The sequence below is a fragment of the Acinetobacter sp. CIP 101934 genome (genome assembly GCF_000369585.1).
GTDB lineage: Bacteria > Pseudomonadota > Gammaproteobacteria > Pseudomonadales > Moraxellaceae > Acinetobacter > Acinetobacter schindleri.
This window is the reverse complement of the sequence record NZ_KB850094.1, coordinates 2,162,988-2,185,062: the sequence shown is the minus strand read 5'-3', so window position 1 is coordinate 2,185,062 and position 22,075 is coordinate 2,162,988. Positions and strand designations below refer to the sequence as shown.

Genomic DNA, 22,075 nt, shown 5'->3' with positions numbered 1-22,075 from the left:
TAATGGACAGCACGTCCCTCTAAAGATAACGTAACTTTAATCTTTGGAGATTCAAGAAATGGCTAAACGTTTTAGTCCAGAATTTAAACAGCAAGCGATTGATTATGCACTTTCAAACTCACACGAGTCTGTAGCTGCAATCGCCCAGAAATTAGGTGTGGGTTATTCAACATTAGATAAATGGATTCGTGAAACCAATCCGGCAGGTTCAAGCAAACGTCAACTTTCACCAGAACAACAGCGGATCGTGGAATTAGAGAAAGAAGTCAAACAGCTCAAGGAAGCCAATGACATCTTAAAAAAAGCGCATGTGTACTTTCTAACAGATCATGCCAAGAAAAGTACACGGTAATTCAAGATCTAGATATGAATGAAGTCACCGTATCTTCTGCCTGTAAATACCTAGGTGTCAGCACTTCAGGCTATTATGCCTGGCGAAAACGTCAAGCCAATACGGCACAGAAATATAATGACTTAAAAGCCGTATATTGGCAGCATCATGCACGATTGGGTGCACCTTCATTAGTACATGACATGCATGATTTAGGTTACAACATGAGCGAACGTACTATTGGAAGGATGCTAAAAAAGCTTGGTTTACGTAGCAGGATTGCGCGTAAATACAAGCATACGACTGATTCAACCCATCGTTTGCCTACAGCACCCAACTTGTTGGATCGCCAATTTACAGTTACTCAGCCTAATAAAGTCTGGACAACAGACATTACCTATATCCACACTAAAGAAGGTTGGTTGTATTTATGTGTGATGCTAGATTTATTTAGCCGTCGTATCGTGGGGTGGCAAACCAGCCATCGAATAGACCGCCAGTTGGTGTGTGATACGTTTAACTATGCAATGGCTCGTCAGGGTTATCCAACTGGTGTTATGGTTCATTCGGACCAAGGCTCACAGTACTGTAGTCGTGATTTTAGAGCGCTGTTACTGAAAAATGATTGTACTCAGAGTATGTCTAGACGTGGAAACTGTTGGGATAATGCAGTGACTGAAAGCTTCTTTCCTACATTAAAAGGTCATGTGGTACATGGCAGTGTGTTTTCGACTCGAAAAGAGGTGAATGCGGTCTTGTTTGATTATATTGAGATTTATTACAATCGGGTCAGAAGGCATTCTGCAAACGGCTGGTTAAGTCCAGAAGCCTTTGAACAGAAATATTTCAAGAATTTAGAGGGATCGATTGTCCACGATACTGTCTAGGATCAGGGATCGATTGTCCACGATACTGTCTAGGATCAAACATCCTATAGAGTTCTTTCATAAATTATTTTTTAATCATTAAAATGAAATTCCTTTCTCCTTGTAGGAGATGAGCAGCACTGCTGCGCAAAGGAGAAGTTATATCTAAGAAATCCTTTATCCTCTTGCGAAGTAATACTTCTCATCCTAAAGGGAGACGGAACTTTCAATATCCATTTAAATATAAATAATAACGATCATTTTTTGATTTATGAAATAGATCTTATATAGAAGATGTTTTTTTAATAAACAGAATAGTCATTAATGGTAAGTTATTACTCAGAATAAATTAAAATTCAAAATATAAAAAAAGGAAGTCATCTATAAGACACTTCCTCATAAAAAAATAAATTTTATCGCTATCTTTGATTAAAAATAGATCAGGATTCAAATGCATCTTTTTTTAATGCAAGTAAAGAATTACATGATTCTCTCTTTAAACTTAAATAGCTCATTACTTTGAGCATAGAAAGACCGACCGTCCATATTTAAGTCAACTTCAAGACCTGACTGTAAAAGAACTTTCTTGCCAACTTCGACCCATTTAAAGCCTTGGCGGGTATTTTGCTGTTTATTTAATGGGATAAGAGAAACCAGGATTTCAGTGCCATTGGCTGCTTTAGCAATTAAATTATTAAATTGATTCATTGTGTTACCTATTATTTTAATGTTTCTTCTATTTTTGAAAATAGAATAAAACTAGGGATTTCAAAAAATGAGAGGGAGCCTGATGTGCAGGCTCCCTCTAATGAATATTGTCGATTAAAGAGCGACAATATTCACAGCATTAGGACCTTTTTGACCTTCAACAATGCTGAAAGAAACCTGTTGGCCTTCAAATAAAGTTTTGAAACCTGAACTGCTAATTTCTCGGAAATGAGCAAAAACGTCTGGACCTGATTCTTGTTGAATAAAGCCAAAACCTTTAGTTTCGTTGAACCATTTTACTGTGCCAGTAACTGTATTAGACATAAAATAACCTTTTGATTTTTAGTATTTTTCGAATTAAATAAACGAAAATATGCTGAGAATAGGAAAGAATTGAAATGATGATCTGAAAAAACGAATGCTTATAAAATAATTAAAAACGACGATACTTAAAGAAAATAGAATAACAACACTTTGTATTTGATAGTCATCATACATGATATATCAAAATATTCAATAAAAAATTAAATTATTATACAAATAATTTATAAGAGACTGTTCATGTACAGATTATTAATCGTCTTAAGTCCTACTTGAAACTATTTTAAGTCACGTCTTAGCATTTGCTGAATACAGACTTCTCCTTAAACATTAATTGATCTATACACGGTGTCACAAAGCGCTACAACTTCCACGTATGCCCCATAGTATTTTAGAAAGGCGCCTAATAAGCGATATAACTCCTTTGAATGTGAGTGAACAATCGCCGTCATTTAAATAATAGAAGATAAAAAACAAAAGCTTAAGGCCAAATTTGTTTTCTATCAAAAGGGTAATAATAAGGAAGTCACATGAAAGAGACCAAGAGTGAGCTAGCAGGTACTGATCGTCCGGATTTGAAAAATCATAATGAGAAGAATGCCCAGCTTGATGCATACCGTCGTGATGCAACTGGGCAGGCTCTGACCACCAACCAGGGGGTGAAAATTTCTGATAACCAGAATAGCCTGAAAGCTGGTACCCGTGGTGGAACTTTGCTGGAAGACTTTATCTTTCAGGAAAAAATGACGCATTTTGACCATGAGCGTATTCCTGAACGTATTGTGCATGCCCGTGGTGTGGCAGCACATGGTGTATTTAAGGCTTATCCTGGCAATGAGCGCTTTACCAAAGCTGGATTCCTGACCGATACTGAGCGCGAGACTCCTATGTTTGTGCGCTTTTCTACCGTACAGGGTCCACGAGGTTCAGCGGATACAGTACGTGATATTCGCGGTTTTGCGATGAAGTTCTATACTCAGGAAGGGGTATATGACCTGGTGGGAAATAATGCACCAGTATTCTTTATCCAGGACGGAATCAAGTTCCCGGATTTCGTGCATGCGATGAAGCCTGAACCACATACCGAGATTCCTACTGCACAGACTGCGCATGATACATTCTGGGATTTCGTTTCTCTTGTACCTGAAACTGCCCATGCCGTGATGTGGGCAATGTCTGACCGTGCTATTCCACGTAACTTCCGTTCAATTCAGGGCTTCGGTGTCAATACTTTCCGTATGATCAATGCGGATGGTGAAGCAGTTTTTGTTAAATTCCACTGGACACCAAAACAAGGTCTGACCCAGCTGACTTGGGATGAGGCACAAAAACTGGCAGGTCGTGACCCAGATTTTCACCGTCGTGATTTGTATGATGCAATTGAGTCAGGCAATTATCCGGAATGGGAACTAGGTGTACAGATCGTGCCTGAAGCCGATGAGCACAAGTTTGATTTTGACCTGCTGGATGCGACTAAACTCATTCCTGAAGAGCTTGTACCGGTTACACCAATTGGTAGCTTTGTACTTAACCGTAATGTGGAAAACTTCTTTGCAGAAACCGAGCAGGTGGCCTTCTGTCCGGCACATATTGTACCGGGGATTGATTTCTCGAATGACCCATTACTACAGGCACGTGTGTTCTCCTATACCGATACACAGTTGATTCGTCTAGGTGGACCAAACTTCCACCAGATTCCAATCAACCAGCCAGTTTGCCCATTCCATAATAATCAGCGTGATGGTTATCATCAGCGTGCGATCCATCGTGGACAGGCCTCTTATGAACCAAATTCTATCGATAATAACTGGCCAACGGAAACCACACCGGCAGCGTCGAATGGTGGTTTCGAAAGTTATGCCGAGCGTATTGACGGACGTAAGATTCGTGAGCGTAGCCCATCATTTAGTGACCACTTTACCCAGGCACGATTGTATTACCGCAGTCTGACGCCATATGAACAACGTCATGTGGTGAATGCGTATGTTTTTGAACTGAGCAAGGTGCAACGTTTGTATATCCGTGAACGTGAAGTGCTAGAAATTCTGTGCAATATCGATCTGGATCTGGCTCAGCAGGTGGCAACCAAACTGGGGATTGTAATTCCGCCAGAAAAACTGAATGTGGAATTGCCGGAAGTAACGCCATCTAAACGCATTTCTCTGGAAGCCTTCCCGGCACCCGATATTAAGGGCAAGAAAATTGCTGTTCTAGTGCATGACAAGGTTAATCAGGCGAATGTGGATGCGGTATTGGCTTGGGCCAAGGAGGAAAGTGCCATTGCTGAGGTACTCGCTCCGACACCTGCACCTGTATTGAGCAGCAATGGTGCAGAAGTAATGGCAGATGGTATGCAACGAGGTGAGCCATCAGTACTTTATGATGCCGTTGTTATGGTCGATGGTGATAATTATGACCAGGTGTTGAAAGACGGCACGGCAAAACACTACATCATTGAAGCTTACGTACACTTAAAGCCAATTGTACTCTTGGGTGAAAAAGCTGATCTGATCAATACTTTAGGTTTGGTCGCTGATGAAGGCACGCTTTCACATCAAGATTTCAAATCCGTCGCTATGGAATTAAAGCAACTAATTATGAAACATCGTGTTTGGGCGCGTGAACCAGTATCAGAAATGATTCCAGGTTAAAACAGCCAAGTCAAAAAAACTCCCTCAATTGAGGGAGTTTTTTTAAGTGGTATAATTTAAATCAATCAGCTCGTATCTACATCTGTTTATCCATAAATGCATTCTGTTTAAAGACAATCCAAATGAGCGCCACAAAACCTATCCAGATGAGTAAAATCCTTATAAATTTTTAGGCTTGATAACTGGATTCATTATTTATTTCAGATGAACTGCTTTATTTTTCACTAAGTGGCCAGCGGCGGTTTACGGAGTTACCTGCATTATTATAATGAATCACTTTGGCATAATTTCCCACGGCTGTCGCATTTTCAGGAATGTTTTTAGTGACCACACTACCGGCACCGATCGTGGCATTGTTGCCAATTTTGACATCATCAATAATGCAAACATTCGGCCCAATATAGACATTATCGCCGATATAGGCTGCCTGTTTTCCGCCATTGGCACCAATGGTCGTAAATTGTGACAGATTCACATTGTTGCCAATAATTGTAGTGGGGTTTACCACTACAGGTCCACCATGGCCGATATATAATCCATAACCAATTTGCGTACTGCAATGAATGTCGATGCCGTATTTCTTTTTCTTATAATAAAAAATAGGATAGGCTAATTTCGCAATAAATAAGTTGGAAGAGGCCAGACGCAACCAGAAACTAAAATTAAAACCGCGGTTAAACAGATAGTTTTTAATCAGAGATTTTGCTGAAGTATTGCCGCAATAGCGATACAGATCACTAAGAATAAGTTGCCAGATCATGACTGAGCATCGGATAGAAAAGACAGCGTATTTTGCGCTGAAATGAAAAAATTCGGAAGTCTGCAAGACTAATGGAGTTTATAAAAATCACAATTGAAAAATTGTATGAATCTACTTTTAGAAATGTAATCAGGACTTGTGCCACCATGAAGTGCAGCCTATATTAAGCTTACGGTAGGTCAAAAAACCATGCGACGCTACCAATAAGTTGGACGGATCAATGACAGTTAGTTGAGCTCGAATTTCGATTCAGGCAATAAATCTAGCACTAGCCATCCAACACAGAGCCCGCAGCGATGCGGGCTTTTTAATGTCTGGTTTTTAGTTTTGCCTGTGCGATTAAAGCGAGTAGCAACAAACTATTCATTTGGTTTTGCAATTCATCTTATGCCGGAATAATATCCTGCTAAAAAATCTTACATATTCGTTTGAAAGCCTTTTAAATAAATATGTTATAAGAATTTAGAAGATGAGAATTAATAAATCCAAATTAAAAGGAGGGCACCGCAATGACAAAAGAGATGATTGATGTGCAAGTCAAAAACCAGTATGGAAAAATCCTTGATGTAAAAGCATTATTGCGCGCCGGTGCCCAGCATAGAGATCCTTCCCAACGTTTAGAACAGCAAGTTGAATACATTGTGGTGGACGATGAAATTATCCGGCCAACGATTGAATTGCTATTTGCCAGTGAGCAAACAGACTGTATTTATCGTGTTATGGAACCAAAATAGGAAACTATTTTTTAGTTAAGCCTGGCAATATAGAAGCTATAGCTCATCTAAGGATGGGCTATTTTTTTTAAATCCTATTGTTTCAGATTAACTGATTAAAAATAAATGCCAGCAGATGATAACGAACCAAGGGATGAGGATCGGATACTTCGCTACGGTTTATACGGATTTGTTGGCATACCTGTCCTAAGTCATGTTTCTGTGCAAGGAGATATTCTTGAGACAGAGGATCGGGTTGAAGCCTGAGCTGGTGACTTTGAGACTTCAAATTAAAAGCATTCAGGCATTCTTCTATATTTTGGTGAAGCTGAAATAGGACGAGGGCTTGAGTGTTATGTTGATGAGCATATCGCATAATTTAGATTCTATTCTTATCTATTATTATGCACTTAGCTTAACGCGATTTTTAACTCAATGCCTGAATAGTAGATAGTTCAAGCATTTAGTTAATAACTTGTCAACGAGCTTAAACTTAAAAACTTTTTAGAGTGACATTCACATCATAACGAGTAAATTCTTCCAGAATCTGCTGAAGCGTTTGTTGTCCCAATGCATCTGCAGCTGCAATTTGTACTTCCTGATTGGTCTTGCTGTCAAAGCATTCAATCGTCTGAATCAGCCATTGATGTTCATAGGCAGTTTTCTCAATCAGTATGCGACGTGGTTGCAACGCATCACTGATCTGGCGAGGCAAGACATACGTGATCGCCAACTGAATATGTTCTAGTTCATCGGCAGCACTGACAAAAGTAATGACCCAGTTTCCCACCTTGCTCAGTTGCATGGGATTATCAAAAGCATCGAATTCAAAATAGTTTTGCATAAGCGTGGGAAGAATAAAAAGTAATACATTCTATATGGCTTTAAATCCTTAATATAGCTATGCATCTATAGTCGAAAGTAAATGAATACAACTACTTTTGTACGAATTAAAATTATATTTTTCAATTAAATAGAAAAATTTTTTCGCCGGATTTATTCATCTTTAAACTTAAACTAGACTTAAAAAGACTGAATCTATGGAGAGTTTTAAGCCTGAGCACGCAGCATGGATAAAGCATGGCTAATTTGCTTGAACAGTTGGTTTAACTCTTGTGAAGGCATGCGGCTTTCCTGGAGAAGTGTCAACCATTGTACCTGACAGACTCTTAAGGCATTGATATCTGGTGCTTGAGCAATATTTTGAATGTGTTGTTTGGCCAATAAGCCACAGTATTTTTTTAAACTGTCCAGCATTAAGCTGCGTACCTGTTCTTGGTTGAGTGTTATATAGGGGATGTCAGCAGGTACGTCAGGCACGTGGGGCGTGGCAACTAATGTCGTGGTAATCGGCGCTTCAAGATCAGCAGATGGGGCAGGACGAGTGATTGAAGTCTGAATATTTGATTCAGGAAAGTGTGAAGTTGATGCTTTTGCTGAGTTACTAGCAGGGGCTGAAGTGTGTACTGACTCTGTACCGAATGCTGCATTTGAAGTCTCTAACTCTTGTATTTCAATTAATCCTATATCACATAATTGTTGCAGCAAATCATGTGGTGCAATACGCGCTTTAAACTGAGGTGTGAGTAAATCAAAATCTTCAGTGCCAATTAAAACCAAAAGACGTCTTTGACGTGCATTAAGCTCGACATTGCGATGTTGAAGAACATGTAGACCCTTTGCAGTTTTTGAATAGCGCATCATACCTGAATGCCTTATATACAGAGTTCAAGTAGATGCTAATATGAGAAAATTACACTAATATGAAGATGCTGTTAAATTTGCTTAAAATTAAAGTGTTGTAATTGCAGTATTTTCTAAAGCCTTACGCAGATAAGGATCGAGATCCTCCTGACGAAGCAGCCATTGCACATAGTCAGCAGGCAGTTCAGCAATCGCAGTGCCACGATGCTTACCAAAATTGATGGTACGTGGAATACGCGCATCTTCAGAAGCTTCATATAGTTCTTCAATACTGCTGATTTTCAGGTGATGCACAATATGCATCAGGATATTCGCAGTCAGAATAATATCCATATCAGCACGATGCGCTTTACGGATCATTTCACGGGCACGGTCACTGCCACGGGTGATCATATAAATCAGGGCAGAGATATTGTGGGCCTCAGCATCTGGCCATACGCGACGAGCCAAAGCGAGCGTACAAATCGCTTTAATATTAGATGAATTTACACCGCATTTTTCTAAGGCACGAATATCATAATCAATATTATGACCAATGATATAAGTAGTTTCCTGTGGAAGTTCGAAACTGCTGTAATGTGGCTGTCCTTCCAGATCTGATTCCAGAATATGATGCACAGCCATGGCTGCAAAAGAAATTGGTTCATCACAGCTATAGAGCTGATCAAACAGTCGGCTTTTATCCAGGCTGATTTTATGGTCCAGAATGTCCACAGGCGCATACGCAATTTCAATCGGCTGACCGTTTAGTGTATGGGTTTCAGTGTCGAGAATGATGGCCTGCATGACGAAAATTTGCCTGAAAAAGGTGAGGATTAAAATCTAACATTATTATTTCACTACTGACAATTGGAATGCCTGATTTTTACTTTTAATTGAAGGCTTTTTGACTGATACAGAATATTTTTAAACTGAACTAATAAATAAAGGTTTTTGTAGTTTCTGTAATTATCTCCAAAGCTTAAGTTTATTATGCCGAAATCAATCGAAACTTGGACTGTATTTGTTAGATAAATAACAAAATAATCTCTTGCCATTAAGACAATAACTTGGGAAATTAATCTCTAGTTTTATCATTTGATAAAACTATAAAAATCATAAGAGACAATAATTAAGACAAGGATAAGATCGATGAAACGTCATGTATTGACTGGTTCTCTACTCGCCCTAAGCGTAGCTTTAACTGCGTGTAATGATAGCGATGATGATGGTGATTATGAGTCCAAATCCGCTATTCCGGTAAATAATATTGCCAATCCGGTTGTAGCAACGCCTGTGGCTTATACCGAAACGGACCTGACTGCTGTTGCCGATGAAAGTGTGGTTATGACTTATAAGATGTTAGGTATCAATAATAACGAAACCCAGGCAACGGCACTGGTTTTTACTCCAAAAGGAACACCTCCTGCGAAAGGTTGGCCGATAGTTGCATGGGCACATGGTACGACCGGTGTGGCTGATCAGTGTGCACCAAGTCGCAATGAACTAAATCCTGATATCAAAGATATGATTGCCAGATTCCTTCAAGCTGGATACATGGTCGTTGCACCTGATTATGAAGGCTTAGGAGAGCCGAGTGGCACAGAACTTCATCCTTTCCTTAATCTTAAGAGTGAAGCCTATTCAATTACTGACGCAGTGGTAGCTGCAAAAAAATATTTAGGATTGGAAGCTTCTAATCAATGGATGGCTGTCGGACATTCTCAAGGTGGTCAAGCGGCTTTAGGTGCTGCTCAATATGCAGCACGTGCATCTCAAATGACTTATAAAGGTACGGTAGCTTTAGCACCTGCTTCTAATTTTAGTTTGATTTTGGCAGGTGGTGAGGCTCAAGCTGGACAGGAAACAAATCTGAATAAAAAAATTGAAACTTTAGCCTCTTTAGATACTTTTACTGCACTGATTGTAGCTGGATTGCGTAATCCGAACCCGAATCTGCAATATAGCCAAGTATTTCAAAATCCAACGGACGACATTGCTAAGAATGCTGAATCAGATTGTTATGAAGTATTGGGCGGAAAATTCGGTAATGAAATGGGAATTTATTTTAACGATAAAAAAACCTTAGAAGGATACCCGCGTACTCAAGCTAATTTTATGAGTATCCCAGTGGTCAAAACCTTCCTCGAAAAAGATTCTCAGCCTTTACAGGTAAAAGTGACTACACCAGTAATTATTTATCAGGGAGGGGCAGATAAGACTGTTCCAAAAGCTGCAACAGATGTTTTAGTTAGATCAGCAAATCAGAAACAAACCTCATTAGGATATATTACGAACAATTCATGGGATCACAGCAGTGTCTATACATCGAATATTCCTAATATTATTGAAGATGTAAAATCTCTAATGCCAATTCAATAACTTATTTTTATCTATATAGCTCATATTTTTTTAAGCATGAGCTATTTTTATTGCAAACTGAATAAAGTTCCTAGTCGAAAATAGCAAAGTTCATGCTACAATACGCGCCAATCTTAGCACGGCTTAAAAGCCCTAATTTAATAGGACCTCGCTAATGTTTGCCAATATCTCTATTGCTGAATTTGATCCAGAAATCGCTCAAGCAATCTCTAACGAAGATGCTCGCCAAGAAGCGCACATCGAGTTGATCGCTTCTGAAAACTATTGCTCACCAGCAGTAATGGAAGCTCAAGGATCAAAACTCACTAACAAATATGCAGAAGGCTACCCAGGCAAACGCTACTATGGCGGTTGTGAATATGTAGATGTCATTGAACAATTGGCAATTGACCGTGCTAAAGAATTATTTGGTGCTGATTACGCTAACGTTCAGCCACATGCTGGTTCTCAGGCAAACTCTGCAGTTTACCTAGCGCTTCTTAACCCAGGCGATACAGTATTGGGTATGAGCCTGGCTCACGGTGGTCACTTGACTCACGGTGCGAAAGTAAGCTTCTCTGGTAAAACTTATAACGCAATTCAATACGGTCTAAACCCGGAAACTGGTGAGATCGATTACGAAGAAGTTGAACGTCTGGCAGTTGAACATAAACCACGTATGATCGTGGCTGGTTTCTCTGCGTACAGCCAAATCGTAGATTGGCAACGTTTCCGTGAAATCGCAGACAAAGTAGGCGCGTACCTGTTTGTTGATATGGCTCACGTGGCTGGCCTGGTTGCTGCTGGCGTTTATCCAAGCCCAGTTCAAATTGCTGACGTAACCACGACAACGACTCACAAAACACTTCGTGGTCCACGTTCAGGTTTGATCCTTGCAAAAGCAAACGAAGAAATTGAGAAAAAACTTCAATCAGCTGTATTCCCAGGTAACCAAGGTGGTCCTCTGGTTCACGCGGTTGCTGCTAAAGCGATCTGCTTCAAAGAAGCAATGGCACCTGAATACAAAGCTTACCAGCAACAAGTTGTGAAGAATGCGCAAGCAATGGCTGAAGTTCTGATTGAACGCGGTTATGACGTTGTTTCTGGCGGTACAAAGAACCATCTGTTCTTGTTGTCTCTGATCAAACAAGACATTACTGGTAAAGACGCTGATGCTTGGTTAGGTGCTGCTCACATCACTGTGAACAAAAACTCTGTACCAAACGACCCACGTTCTCCATTCGTCACTTCTGGTATCCGTATTGGTACACCTGCAGTAACCACTCGTGGTTTTGGCGAAGCTGAAGTACGTGAACTTGCTGGCTGGATCGCTGACATCCTGGACAGCAAAGGCGAAGAAGCTGTGATCGCTGCGGTTAAAGAAAAAGTTGCAGCTGTATGTGCAAAATTCCCTGTATATGCTAAATAATTGTAGCTGAAGCAGAAAAAAAGCTCCCGATTTGGGGGGCTTTTTTATTTTTTAATTCAATCAACTAAATAGCTTGTTTACTTAATAATCAATCGCGATCAACAAGCTCAAAAAATCTGCTTTCACAGCTTATGCTTTAAATTCGGAATACAGTAGAGTAATCGTATTGATCTATGGCTTGCGGATGTCGATAATCAAAAATAAAGCTTTGAATATCTTCACTGATACTGGTCTTCATTTCCATACTTGAAAAATGCTTCAAAACATAATCAATCGGAAATACGATCTGCCCATGAAGCTCCAAGCCATAGTAATATTGTGAATTGGCAAACTCGGTACCTGGTATTAAAGCCACCATTTGGAGTTCTTTAAGGCTTAGCCAATGTTCAGTACAGTTCAATTCAGAACTGATAAAATAACCGATCCGGCTGGTGATCAAGAGCACAGTATTCAGCTTTTGAATGGTCTTGTTAAAGTCAGCTGTTAAAATTCCTAAATGCTTCTTAAATGCCTGAAAAAATTGATCAAGACGAAGCAGGCTTTCTGGACTATTATCAAAGTTAATGGTCTTTAATGCCTGACTGACATAAAAGGTACGTTCCGAATCCGGATGATGCAGCTGAGCACGCAGACCTTGCATGAAATCCGTGCTACTGTATGTTGAAGTAGATTGTGCAAATACCATCTTATTCTTCTTTTTATTTCGTTATTTTAGTTTTAAATATATTGCAAATATTTTTTAAATCAAGAATTTAATTTTAATCTGTTTATGAAGATTCATTGAAATGCTCGATCAGGAGAGAGTGCATGCAAAAAACCAAGCTTATTTTGTCGGAACAGGATCTGAACCGTCTGGAGACTATGCTTGAAAATCAACCCAAGCTGACTCCAACCATGCAGCAGCTAGAGGATGAACTGGCACGGGCAGAGGTAGTTAAACCTCAAGATATTCCTGCCAATATCGTTACCATGCATGCACGCGCCTTGGTCACAATTGCTAACCAGACCAAAGAAATTACGCTGGTCTATCCGCATGAGTTCAAGGGCGAGCCGGGACAGCTGAATATTGTAGCGCCTGTCGGTGCCGCGATCCTTGGGCTGGCAGAAGGGCAAACCATTGAATGGCCGCAGCCAGACGGTGAAATGATGAAAGTCAAAATAGAAAAGGTACTGTATCAGCCAGAACGTGAAGGGGACTATTTATAAAGTCGTTCTGATCTCTTGCATAATAGAAAAGCCTCATATCAGTGGGGCTTTTCTATTTGGCTTTGATATTTTGTAATTTTATTAAGATAGCTAAAGCTTAAATCCAACAATATCTTTAACTTATATAAAAAATTCTATGCCTTAAAGGCTTTCCTTTGCAAAATGCTACATGTTATGTTGACGGAAACCACGTACTATAAAAATTGGTTCAATTGAGTTTAAAGGGCTATGTCACAGATAGATGTTTTGATCCCGATCCAGGATGTTGCAGCAGATCCGAGTGAGATTTTAAGCATCAAGCGTAATGAGCTTGTCCCTTTGCTCAGCGATCAGTACAGGTTGAATCATTATGCCGATCAGCTGATTCAAGCCCAGGCAGTCCTGTTAAATGGGGTTGATCCGCAACTCACCCAACAGCTCAGCCAGACCATTGAAAAAATTATTCAGGCGCTGGCAAATTCCAGAAAATATCTGAAACAGCGCAAGTTTAATGGCTTGCAAAAATGGCTAGGAATTGATCTGGATTATGGCTCCAGTCAGGTTGAGTATTATAAAAATCTGGATCGCTTGCTGGACCAGGCCAGTCATCTCAGCCGTAAACTACAGATTGAAATCCAGAAATCCCAGTCACGATTTCAACAGCTTACAGGTTTACGTGAACAGATGGCTAAACATATTCTGGCCGCAGAAGAATTTCTGCAGGAATATCCACAGTTTGTGAAAAACCAGCATCCGCTGGATAATTTCTCAGAACGTTTATCCAAGAAAATCCATACCTTAAAAACCCTGCAAGCCAGTAATGATATTGCCATTACCCAGATGCAACTGTCCCAACAGCTTTCCTTTAGCCTGCTGGACCGGTTTAAGGAAGCACAGCAGGTATTGATTCCGGCCTGGCAATATCATGTCAAACAAAGCAACAGTAAACACTCGACAAGTGATCTGGAAAAACTTGATAATAGTCGGGAAAATCTGATTAAAACGTTAAGAAAATCGCTCGAAAAACCCTCGAAAATATAACAAGATAAGGTGAACTATGACCAATCCTGATACTGTGAATCTGCCTGTCAAAAAAGACAATGAAATTGCTGAACAGAAATTTCAGCAAATGGACCTGAAAGAACTGGGTTTACAGCCTGAGGATTTTCAGGAAGTACTGGCAGTGCGCAAGGAATTACAGGAAATGAGCCATAACGCTGTTGCAGAATACGGCAAGAATATTGCCAGCAAGACTGCGACCTATACTGATGAACTGCTCAATCTGGTTCAAAACCGGGATCTGGATACAACAGGCCAGAAACTGAATCAGGTGGTTCAGGTGGCACAGCAGCTGAATGCTTCCAGTATTCTGAGCAAAAATAAAACCTCAGGTTTCTTGGGTAATCTGCTTAATAAATTCAAAGGTGCCAAACAGAATTTTGATACTCATTTTAATACCACCAAAGAACAGATTGATGTACTGGTTAAAGAAATTGAGACTTCACAATCTGGCTTGAAAGCACGTGTATCGACTTTAGATAAAATGTTCGATGGTGTGCAGGATGAATACAAGCAGCTGGGCATTCATATTGCTGCAGGGCGCATCCGTGAACATGAATTACAGCAGGATATTGCTGCATTGACAGCATTACCACAAGATCAGACCACTACCCAGAAAATTTATGACCTGAATCATCTGGCCAATAATCTGGAAAAACGTATCAGTGATTTGCAGGTATTGCAGCAATCCGCGATGCAGACCTTGCCCATGATTCGCATTATTCAATCTAATAATCTGATGCTGGTCGACAAGTTCTATGCGATTAAAAACATTACCTTACCGGCTTGGAAGAACCAGATCAGCCTGGCGATTTCCCTGCATGAACAAAAGAATAGTGTCCAGCTTGCCAATAGTATTGATGATGCGACCAATGAGCTGTTACGTCGCAATGCTGACCTGCTACATCAGAACTCTGTCGACACGGCTCGTGCCAACCAGCGTTCAGTCATTGACATAGAAACACTTGAACATGTCCAAAATACCCTTATTAATACAGTAAATGATGTGATTCAGATTCAGAAAGAAGGCATGCAGAAACGTACTGAAGCAACAGCACGTTTAAAAGCCTTGCAGGATAATCTGAATTATCTGGTCATTGAATCAAGTACGGACAGGTCGGAATAATATCGAGCACCTGTCCCCGGATTTATTAGAGGAGTCAGGTTTGCCACCATTAGATGAGTATGCTGTAAATCCTCGTGAGATTGAGCAGGGTGTCGTTGCACTGAAAAAGCGTCAGAATCGCCTGACCTTACTTAGTGTCACGACGGCCACCGTCGCTATTGCATCCTTAATTGGCCTGTTTCTGCATCAGGAACTGGTCTATGGGTTTTTCGGACTCAGTACCGAAGTGCAGCAATTGCATCTACCGGTTAGTGTCGATGCCAATTTAGCCAGTATTGGTGACAGCCCAGACTATTTCTTTAGTCTATTAAGCTGGTTTGGCTGGCTGATTCTGAAATTGTTTGCTTCTTTTATTGGTGCATTCTTTGTCGTGCACTTCCTGAAAAAAATCCGTTATTTTTATGTTCGCTTTCAGTCCTTTGTAATGAAATTTGTGGGCTGGTTGATTGCTTTTATCCTGATCTGGGGCGGACTGAGCTACTGGCAGCACGACCTGAATGGTGATCATGATGATACATATCAAAAGGCGGTATATTACGATAGCAATATCAATGACAGTGATATTGCCCATTATTTAGTGGATTCGGAAGATATTAAAGCACCGGTGAAGTCCTATTTGCTTGCCCAGACCGCTTTATTGCATGAACCAGCCGATTTATCAGCCGCCCGACCGCATGTACTGCGACTAATTGAGGCGGAGAAAAGCGACAATCAGTTTGATCAATATGGTTTTAAGGCAGAGCAGCTGTGGACCATGCAACAGCAGGTATACGGCAAGACCCTGACACCGGCAGCTGAATCGGTCAGTACCCAGGTACAACAAGCCAATCAGTTGGCCGATATTGTTCAGGTAGTTATCAGTATTATATTGGCCGTATCTGTAGTGATGAGTTTGATTTTCTTTGCATTGGCCAATGCCATTAAAAAACGTTCATTGCGGATTGAACAACGCTTGAACTAAACGAATAAAGCTCCAGTCATGGAGCTTTTCTTTTTATTGCTTTCTCTTTGTTGGGAGCAGACAAAATATGGTTGTTTAATGAAATAGCCATATGCCAATGTATTGAAATTATGATAAAAATTATTTAATAATCTAAAAAAACGATCATTTGTATAAAAACAAACTGTTTTACCTGTTTTTAAATTTATCCTATTATTCTTTCATCGAATAAATTATTACTCCTTTGGAGATGTTAGCAATGTTAGATCAAAATACTTCAGCCCAATTAAAAACCCTTTTAGAACGCCTTGAAGGACCAATCGAACTGGTAGCCACTTTAGATGCTTCAGATAAATCTGCAAAAATCAAAGAACTTGTAGAAGAAATCGCTGCACTGTCTGATTTAGTGACTGCCCGTTTTGATGGTACCAACAAACGTGCACCAAGTTTTGGTGTGGCTAAAGCCGGTGAACAGCCTCGTGTTTTCTTCGCAGGCCTGCCAATGGGTCATGAGTTCACATCGCTGATTCTGGCATTGCTGCAAACTTCGGGTTATGCACCGAAAGTATCGAATGAAGCTCTTGAATCGATCAAAGGTTTAGGAATCAAGTCTGACTTTGATGTGTTTGTCTCTTTAAGCTGTCATAACTGTCCGGATGTGGTTCAGGCACTCAACCTGATTGCTATCTATAACCCGGGTACAACAGCAACCATGATCGATGGTGCTTTCTTCCAGGAAGAAGTGGAAGAACGTAAAATCATGGCTGTACCTATGGTGTTCCAGGACAATGAACACATCGGTCAGGGTCGTATGACTTTGGAAGAAATCATTGCCAAGCTGGATACGGATTCTGCTGCCAAAGATGCGGAAAAGCTGAATGCCAAAGAAGCGTTTGATGTTCTTGTGATTGGTGGTGGTCCTGCGGGAAATACCTCTGCAATCTACGCAGCGCGTAAAGGCATCAAAACCGGGATCGTGGCTGAACGTATGGGCGGTCAGGTCATGGATACCATGGACATTGAGAACTACACTTCAGTGCAAAAGACCCAAGGTCCAAAATTTGCTGCCGAGATGGAAGCCCACGTACGTGAATATGGTGTCGACATCATGAACCTGCAACGTGTATCTGACATCAAGGGTGCAGATGAAACTGCCAACGGTCTGGTTGAAGTGACTTTAGAAAATGGTGCCAAGCTTGAATCTAAAACCGTGATTCTGTCGACTGGTGCACGCTGGAGAGAGATGAATGTTCCGGGTGAGCAGGAATACAAAACCCGTGGTGTTGCCTACTGTCCACACTGTGATGGTCCATTGTTCAAAGGCAAACGTGTTGCGGTGATTGGTGGGGGGAACTCAGGTGTAGAAGCTGCAATCGACCTTGCTGGTATTGTTGAGCATGTCACCCTGGTGGAATTTGATACCAAACTTCGTGCGGATCAGGTACTTCAGGACAAGTTGAACAGCTTGCCAAACACCACGGTGATCAAGAATGCGCTTTCAACAGAAGTAGTGGGTGATGGTTCACAGGTAACTGCACTGAAATACAAAGACCGTGCGACCGATGAAGAACATACGGTTGAGCTTGCAGGGATCTTCGTTCAGATCGGTTTGTTACCGAATACGGATTTCCTGAAAGAAACCAAAGTTGAGTTAAGCAACCGCGGTGAGATTGTGATTAACGAGCGCAATGAAACCAACGTAAAAGGTGTATTTGCTGCGGGTGACTGCACCACAGTACCTTACAAGCAGATCATCATTGCCACAGGTGAAGGCGCGAAAGCATCACTGTCTGCATTTGACTACATCATCCGTTCGGGTCAGTAATAAAGGAAAGCACCTGGGTTCCCCAAAACCCAGGTGCTAGAACATCAATCGACTCTATTTCTTATTCCCTTTTTACAGGAACTCCGGACGCTAACACCAGAGTTTCTTTTTTTATATTTGCTTTCCTTCGTTTTAGATCAGTCAGAACCATCCCCAATTGCTTCTGACTGTTCCTTTCCTCTGCGCTGTTTTTGTTTTAATTTATTATTATGCCTTCCCCAAGGTTGTTCTTTAGATGAGCATAAAATATGCCATCTTTAAGATTTCATTAAGAGTTGAATAGATTCAGTCCCTTAAATTTCTCCATCAATTGTTCTTTGGTCTCCACATGCTCCGGATGGGGCACAATGCACTCAATTGGACACACGGATACACAGGTTTGATGATCATAGAAACCGACGCATTCCGTACAGCGATTGACATCGATTTCATAGATTTTGTCACCTTCATAAATGGCATCATTCGGACACTCCGGCAGACACATGTCGCAGTTGATGCATTTATCGGTAATCAAGAGTGCCATGCTTAGCCTGCCTGATAAGCGAGTGAAGATGCGGAAATATCTGCAGTCGATGTCGGCAGGTTGCGAATCAGCAGGGCATATTGCATATCAATATCTGCTGGAATCGGAATTTCGACGATATGCCCCGAACCTTTGGCATCTTCAATCAGATTGCCTTTACGGTCTTTGATTTCCGTCAAGGTGAAGGTAATGTTGCCTTTAGGCGTCATCAGCTCCAGTGAGTCACCGACTACAAAACGGTTTTTCACATCGATCTTGATGTAATCTCCATTTCGCTCTAATACTTCACCACAGAAAATTTGATGATCAAAACTGGAAGAACCATTTTCATAGTTTTGATATTCACTATGAACATGGCGACGCAGGAAGCCTTCGGTATAACCTCGATTTGCCAAACCTTCCAGTTGGGTCATCAGTGATGGGTCAAATGGCTTGCCAGCTAAAGCATCATCAATGGCTTTGCGGTAAATCTGTGCAGTACGTGCACAGTAGAAATAGGATTTAGTCCGACCTTCGATTTTTAGCGAATGCACACCGACTTTGGTTAATCGTTCTACATGCTGGACTGCACGCAAATCTTTTGAGTTCATGAAGTAAGTGCCATGTTCATCTTCTTCGGCAGCAAACATATCTTCATCGTTACGCTGAAGTAGGACCGGCTCGTCAAACTGATGTTGAGCTACTTTATGAGCTTCATCCATATCTTGGGAGCAGCAGCCTGAATCCAGATTTTTCACCGGTATTACATCACCGGTCACATCTTCTTTGGCATCCAGAACTTTGTATTCCCAGCGGCAAGCATTGGTGCAGGCACCTTGGTTGGCATCACGTTTATTCATGTAGCCAGACAACATGCAACGTCCGGAGTAGGCCATGCACAGCGCGCCATGCACGAAGACTTCAATCTCCATATCTGGTACTTGCTGTTTGATTTCTGCAATTTCTTCAATGGATAGTTCACGTGACAGAATCACACGAGTAAGCCCCATGTTTTTCCAGAACTTTACCGTTGCCCAGTTCACGGCATTGGCTTGGACAGACAGGTGAATGTCCATATGCGGGAAATGTTCACGCACCAGCATGATCAGGCCCGGATCGGACATGATCAGTGCATCTGGCTGCATCGCCACCACAGGTTCTAGGTCACGGATAAAGTTTTTCAACTTGGAGTTATGTGGCTGGATATTCACCACCACATAGAATTTTTTGCCAAGATCATGTGCTTCTTTGATGCCTATAGCCAGATTGTCATGGTCAAATTCATTGTTACGAACACGCAGGCTATAACGCGGCTGGCCGGCATAGACTGCATCTGCACCATAGGCAAAAGCATAACGCATATTTTTCAGTGAGCCAGCAGGTGAGAGAAGTTCAGTAACAGGGATGATACTCATGACGAAATCGAAAGACATATAAAAAGTACGGCTTTTATTTTATTCATTTAAAAACAAGATTCAACCAAGTAAATCACTCGGAAATCATGGTTTTTGTTGATATTTTCAACATTATCAAATAAGTAAAACTGAAATAAATATACAGACTATTGATCTTCGATTTCAGACCGTTCCAGGGTTTTCAGGATTTGACAATGGTCAACCGTAGTCGGCGTATTACAGCTATTTCTTAGCTCGGTAAGCTGAGTTTTAAAAGCTGCTAATTCTTTCATTTTATTGGTGATATCCTGTAGATGCTGGTCAATAATATTGTTGACTGCTGTACAGTTCTGCTCGGGATTTTGCTCCAGTTCGATTAAGGTCTCGATTTCCTTTAAGGACATATCCAGATCACGACAACGCTTGATAAAAATCAGTCTTTTAAGCGCTTCATCATCAAAATAACGATATTGATTATTTGCTCGAAAATTCGGCGTGATGAATCCTTTTTTCTCATAAAAACGCACCGTGTCAGTAGTTAAATGTGACTTTTTGGCGATTTCTGAAATTAGATACAAAGACATATACACCTCGGGCTTGACCTTGGAGTTACTCCATAGTTTCTAATCAATGTATCGTATTTCGTATAAAAATACATCGGAGAAGAATATGGCCTGTAGCTGTAGTCATGAACCGGCACCCATCAAGCCAAACAGCAAGTTTAGAATGGCTTTATGGATTGCCTTATGGATTAACCTCAGTATGTTTCTGGTAGAGCTGGTCGGGGGAGCCTATGCTCATTCTTCAGCTTTATGGGCCGACTCGCTAGATTTCTTTGGGGATGCAGTGAATTATGGGATTTCACTGGCTGTATTAGGCGCAAGCCTGTACTGGCGAGCCACTGTAGCCTTAATTAAAGGCCTGACTATGGCAGCCTTTGGTCTGGTGGTGATGGCTAAAGTCATCTATGCCTATCTGCTCGGTATTTCTCCTGAAGCCATCACGATGAGTATCATCGGCGCAATTGCTTTACTGGCCAATGTGATCACGGCTGTGATTCTTTATGCTTTCCGTGACGGAGACTCAAACATGAAGTCTGTGTGGCTGTGTAGCCGAAATGATGCAATTGGCAACGTAGCAGTTATTTTTGCGGCCATTGGTGTATTTGGAACCGGTAGTCTATGGCCCGATATGATTGTGGCGGTGATTATGGCCAGTCTGGGACTAACTGCAGGATATCAGGTGGTGAAGCAGGCATTACAAGAACGTCGTACAACTGCATGATAAAAATTAATACTAAATAAAAAACCGGGCAATTTTGCCCGGTTTTTTAGATTCAAGGCATCTTATTTTTCAACGAACGCACGTTCAATTACATAATCGCCTAGAACACCCATACGTGGAGATTCTTTCAGACCGTGTTGGTCAAGAAGGGCAGCAACGTCATCAAGGAAGGCTGGGCTACCGCATAGCATTGCGCGGTCAGTTTCAGGGTTAAAACGTGGCAGACCGATTTTTTCAAACAGTTCACCAGTTTCAATTGCAGTCGTTACACGGCCTTGATTTGGATATTCTTCACGAGTTACCGTCGGGTAATACACTAATTTTTCTTTAGCGCCCAATTCTGAGAAGAACTCATGATTTGGAATTTCGTTCAGAATCAGATCTTGATAAGCCAATTCTGAAATGAAACGTGTACCATGAACCACGATAATTTTTTCAAAACGTTCATAAGTTTCAGGATCACGAATAGTCGACAGGAAAGGTGCAAGACCAGTACCTGAAGACAGCAAGTACAGATTCTTACCAGGATTCAGGTCATCCAGAACCAGTGTACCTGTCGGTTTTTTAGAAACAAGGATTTCATCGCCAACTTTTACTTTTTGCAGAATAGAAGTCAGTGGACCATCAGGCACTTTAATCGAGAAGAATTCCAGTTCTTCTTCATAGTTTGCACTTGCAATTGAATATGCACGCATTAAGGGCTTGCCATTGACCTCAAGGCCGATCATCACAAACTGACCGTTTTTAAAACGTAATGCAGTATCACGAGTCGTTTTAAAAGAGAATAATGTGTCATTCCAATGGTGGACGTGAGTAATCTTTTCGACGTTAAAAGCAGCCATTAAAGGTCTCAATAAGTTATCAAATTAGAACAGGTTGCTATTCTAAACCAAATTCATTCTCGATAAACTGAATATATTTAATTGAGCTTATCAAA

General features: G+C 41.0%; 22 protein-coding genes. 11 read left to right on the top strand and 11 right to left on the bottom strand.

Features of this window, described 5'->3' with window-relative positions; all coding sequences use genetic code 11:
- Positions 1-58 precede the first annotated feature (58 nt).
- Positions 59-1,218, top strand: a protein-coding gene (locus F899_RS10725; RefSeq protein WP_155757027.1) for an IS3 family transposase whose coding sequence is annotated in 2 segments (ribosomal slippage) — positions 59-293 and positions 293-1,218 — 1,161 coding nt in all. Because the reading frame shifts where the segments join, the coding sequence is not laid out codon by codon here.
- 459 nt (positions 1,219-1,677) lie between these two features.
- On the opposite strand, the gene F899_RS10720 is transcribed toward F899_RS10725, so the two are convergent.
- Both F899_RS10720 and F899_RS10715 read right to left on the bottom strand, forming a co-directional pair.
- Positions 1,678-1,905, bottom strand: coding sequence for a hypothetical protein (locus F899_RS10720; protein WP_004815297.1), 228 nt, complete (start codon positions 1,903-1,905; stop codon positions 1,678-1,680).
- Positions 1,906-2,019: 114 nt separating this feature from the next.
- A complete protein-coding gene (locus tag F899_RS10715; RefSeq protein ID WP_004815299.1) occupies positions 2,020-2,229 on the bottom strand; it encodes a cold-shock protein in 210 nt (69 codons plus the stop codon).
- Positions 2,230-2,756: 527 nt separating this feature from the next.
- On the opposite strand from F899_RS10715, the gene katE reads away from it, so the two are divergent.
- The gene (gene katE, locus F899_RS10710; RefSeq protein WP_005222714.1) at positions 2,757-4,877 is read left to right on the top strand and encodes a catalase HPII; all 2,121 of its coding nucleotides are present in this window, start codon (positions 2,757-2,759) and stop codon (positions 4,875-4,877) included.
- Between the two features lie 214 nt (positions 4,878-5,091).
- Here katE and F899_RS10705 read toward each other — a convergent pair whose 3' ends face one another.
- Positions 5,092-5,637 carry a serine O-acetyltransferase gene (locus F899_RS10705; RefSeq protein WP_005222713.1) on the bottom strand — a complete coding sequence of 182 codons (546 nt, stop codon included), beginning with the start codon at positions 5,635-5,637 and terminating at the stop codon, positions 5,092-5,094.
- 509 nt (positions 5,638-6,146) lie between these two features.
- On the opposite strand from F899_RS10705, the gene F899_RS10700 reads away from it, so the two are divergent.
- Complete coding sequence (locus F899_RS10700; protein WP_004815310.1) at positions 6,147-6,371, top strand: hypothetical protein; 225 nt, start codon at positions 6,147-6,149, stop codon at positions 6,369-6,371.
- A 472-nt stretch (positions 6,372-6,843) separates the two neighbouring features.
- Here the strand turns inward: F899_RS10700 and F899_RS10690 are convergent, their stop codons facing one another.
- The 3 genes from F899_RS10690 to F899_RS10680 form a co-directional block, all read right to left on the bottom strand.
- Positions 6,844-7,194: a hypothetical protein gene (locus tag F899_RS10690; protein WP_005222708.1), complete on the bottom strand. Its 351-nt coding sequence runs from the start codon at positions 7,192-7,194 to the stop codon at positions 6,844-6,846.
- Between the two features lie 206 nt (positions 7,195-7,400).
- The gene (locus tag F899_RS10685) at positions 7,401-8,054 is read right to left on the bottom strand and encodes a hypothetical protein (RefSeq protein WP_005222705.1); all 654 of its coding nucleotides are present in this window, start codon (positions 8,052-8,054) and stop codon (positions 7,401-7,403) included.
- An 87-nt stretch (positions 8,055-8,141) separates the two neighbouring features.
- Positions 8,142-8,840, bottom strand: a complete 699-nt coding sequence (locus tag F899_RS10680; protein ID WP_004815320.1) for a DUF3820 family protein — start codon at positions 8,838-8,840, stop codon at positions 8,142-8,144.
- Between the two features lie 345 nt (positions 8,841-9,185).
- Between F899_RS10680 and F899_RS10675 the strand changes: the two genes are divergently transcribed.
- Complete coding sequence (locus F899_RS10675; RefSeq protein ID WP_005222703.1) at positions 9,186-10,415, top strand: alpha/beta hydrolase; 1,230 nt, start codon at positions 9,186-9,188, stop codon at positions 10,413-10,415.
- Positions 10,416-10,569: 154 nt separating this feature from the next.
- Complete coding sequence (gene glyA / locus F899_RS10670; protein ID WP_004815326.1) at positions 10,570-11,823, top strand: serine hydroxymethyltransferase; 1,254 nt, start codon at positions 10,570-10,572, stop codon at positions 11,821-11,823.
- Positions 11,824-11,959: 136 nt separating this feature from the next.
- On the opposite strand, the gene F899_RS10665 is transcribed toward glyA, so the two are convergent.
- Entirely contained in the window at positions 11,960-12,508 is a 549-nt protein-coding gene (locus F899_RS10665) for a hypothetical protein (RefSeq protein ID WP_005222701.1), read from the bottom strand.
- A gap of 122 nt (positions 12,509-12,630) precedes the next feature.
- On the opposite strand from F899_RS10665, the gene rnk reads away from it, so the two are divergent.
- The 5 genes from rnk to ahpF all read left to right on the top strand — a co-directional run bounded on the left by rnk (position 12,631) and on the right by ahpF (position 17,958).
- A complete protein-coding gene (gene rnk, locus F899_RS10660) occupies positions 12,631-13,029 on the top strand; it encodes a nucleoside diphosphate kinase regulator (RefSeq protein WP_005222699.1) in 399 nt (132 codons plus the stop codon).
- A 228-nt stretch (positions 13,030-13,257) separates the two neighbouring features.
- Positions 13,258-14,049 (top strand): hypothetical protein, encoded by a 792-nt coding sequence (locus tag F899_RS10655; protein WP_005222697.1) that lies wholly within the window; start codon positions 13,258-13,260, stop codon positions 14,047-14,049.
- Positions 14,050-14,065: 16 nt separating this feature from the next.
- Positions 14,066-15,193: a toxic anion resistance protein gene (locus F899_RS10650; RefSeq protein ID WP_005222695.1), complete on the top strand. Its 1,128-nt coding sequence runs from the start codon at positions 14,066-14,068 to the stop codon at positions 15,191-15,193.
- Between the two features lie 40 nt (positions 15,194-15,233).
- Positions 15,234-16,154 (top strand): hypothetical protein, encoded by a 921-nt coding sequence (locus tag F899_RS10645; RefSeq protein ID WP_005222693.1) that lies wholly within the window; start codon positions 15,234-15,236, stop codon positions 16,152-16,154.
- 238 nt (positions 16,155-16,392) lie between these two features.
- Positions 16,393-17,958: an alkyl hydroperoxide reductase subunit F gene (gene ahpF, locus F899_RS10640; RefSeq protein ID WP_005222690.1), complete on the top strand. Its 1,566-nt coding sequence runs from the start codon at positions 16,393-16,395 to the stop codon at positions 17,956-17,958.
- Positions 17,959-18,226: 268 nt separating this feature from the next.
- Here ahpF and F899_RS10635 read toward each other — a convergent pair whose 3' ends face one another.
- The 3 genes from F899_RS10635 to F899_RS10625 form a co-directional block, all read right to left on the bottom strand.
- Positions 18,227-18,481 (bottom strand): YfhL family 4Fe-4S dicluster ferredoxin, encoded by a 255-nt coding sequence (locus tag F899_RS10635; RefSeq protein WP_004815339.1) that lies wholly within the window; start codon positions 18,479-18,481, stop codon positions 18,227-18,229.
- 2 nt (positions 18,482-18,483) lie between these two features.
- A complete protein-coding gene (yegQ, locus tag F899_RS10630; protein ID WP_004815341.1) occupies positions 18,484-19,893 on the bottom strand; it encodes a prephenate-dependent tRNA uridine(34) hydroxylase TrhP in 1,410 nt (469 codons plus the stop codon).
- Positions 19,894-20,021: 128 nt separating this feature from the next.
- A complete protein-coding gene (locus F899_RS10625; RefSeq protein WP_004815344.1) occupies positions 20,022-20,438 on the bottom strand; it encodes a Cd(II)/Pb(II)-responsive transcriptional regulator in 417 nt (138 codons plus the stop codon).
- Between the two features lie 85 nt (positions 20,439-20,523).
- Here F899_RS10625 and F899_RS10620 point away from each other — a divergent pair, with 85 nt between their 5' ends.
- On the top strand, positions 20,524-21,138 hold the full coding sequence (locus tag F899_RS10620) for a cation efflux transmembrane domain-containing protein (protein ID WP_004815345.1): 615 nt from the start codon (positions 20,524-20,526) through the stop codon (positions 21,136-21,138).
- Positions 21,139-21,200: 62 nt separating this feature from the next.
- Here the strand turns inward: F899_RS10620 and F899_RS10615 are convergent, their stop codons facing one another.
- Positions 21,201-21,980 carry a ferredoxin--NADP reductase gene (locus F899_RS10615; protein WP_004815348.1) on the bottom strand — a complete coding sequence of 260 codons (780 nt, stop codon included), beginning with the start codon at positions 21,978-21,980 and terminating at the stop codon, positions 21,201-21,203.
- Positions 21,981-22,075 lie beyond the last annotated feature (95 nt).